The sequence below is a fragment of the Xanthomonas sp. LF07-6 genome, from assembly GCF_034105445.1.
GTDB lineage: Bacteria > Pseudomonadota > Gammaproteobacteria > Xanthomonadales > Xanthomonadaceae > Xanthomonas_A > Xanthomonas_A sontii.
The window spans coordinates 1-742 of the sequence record NZ_JAXGGI010000040.1 but is presented as its reverse complement, the minus strand read 5'-3'; the positions used below and the strand labels follow the sequence as shown (position 1 = coordinate 742).

Below are 742 nucleotides of genomic sequence, written 5' to 3'. Positions count from 1 at the left end.
TCACTCGACCAAGGCCGACAGCACTGCCAGCGGTACCGACAGCAGCGCGATGGGGCCGGCGGCGAGTGCGTACGGCGACAGCGCGGTGGCACTGGGCAATGGCGCGGTGGCGGGCGATGCGAACGATCCGGCCGTGGTCAACGCCGTGGCACTGGGCAAGGCGGCTACGGCCAGCGGCGGCGCTGCCATCGCCGTCGGCAACAACAGCAAGGCCCAAGCTCTCAACAGCATCAGCGTCGGCAACGCGTCCGAGGCCACCGGCGACTACAGCAGCGCCATCGGCTACCAGGCCAAGGCCACCGGCGCCGCCAGCAGCGCCATCGGCACCTTGGCCGAGGCCAGCGGCGGCTACAGCAGCGCCGCTGGCTACCTGGCCAAGGCCACCAGCAGCGGCAGCAGCGCTTTCGGCACCGGCGCCAACGCCAGCGGCGTCTACAGCAGCGCTTTCGGCACCAGCGCCCAGGCTATCGCCAAAGATGCCATGGCTATGGGTGTCTCTGCCCTTGCCAGCGGCAAGGATGGTATGGCGATAGGGGCCTTCGCTAATGCTATTGGCGCCCAAAGCACCGCGGTGGGAGCGGCGGCGAACGCGTACGGCGACAGCGCGGTGGCACTGGGCAATAGGGCGGTGGCGGGCGATGCGAACGATTCGGCCGTGGCCAACGCCGTGGCGCTGGGCGCAGGCGCGGCGGCGGCGCAGGCCGGCGCCGTGGCGCTGGGCAGCGGCAGCAGCACGGCCGCG

General features: G+C 71.6%; 1 pseudogene. It reads left to right on the top strand.

Annotation, left to right across the window (positions count from 1 at the left end):
* Positions 1-742 (top strand): annotated as a pseudogene (locus tag SLW56_RS20785) (hypothetical protein); the annotation flags it as partial.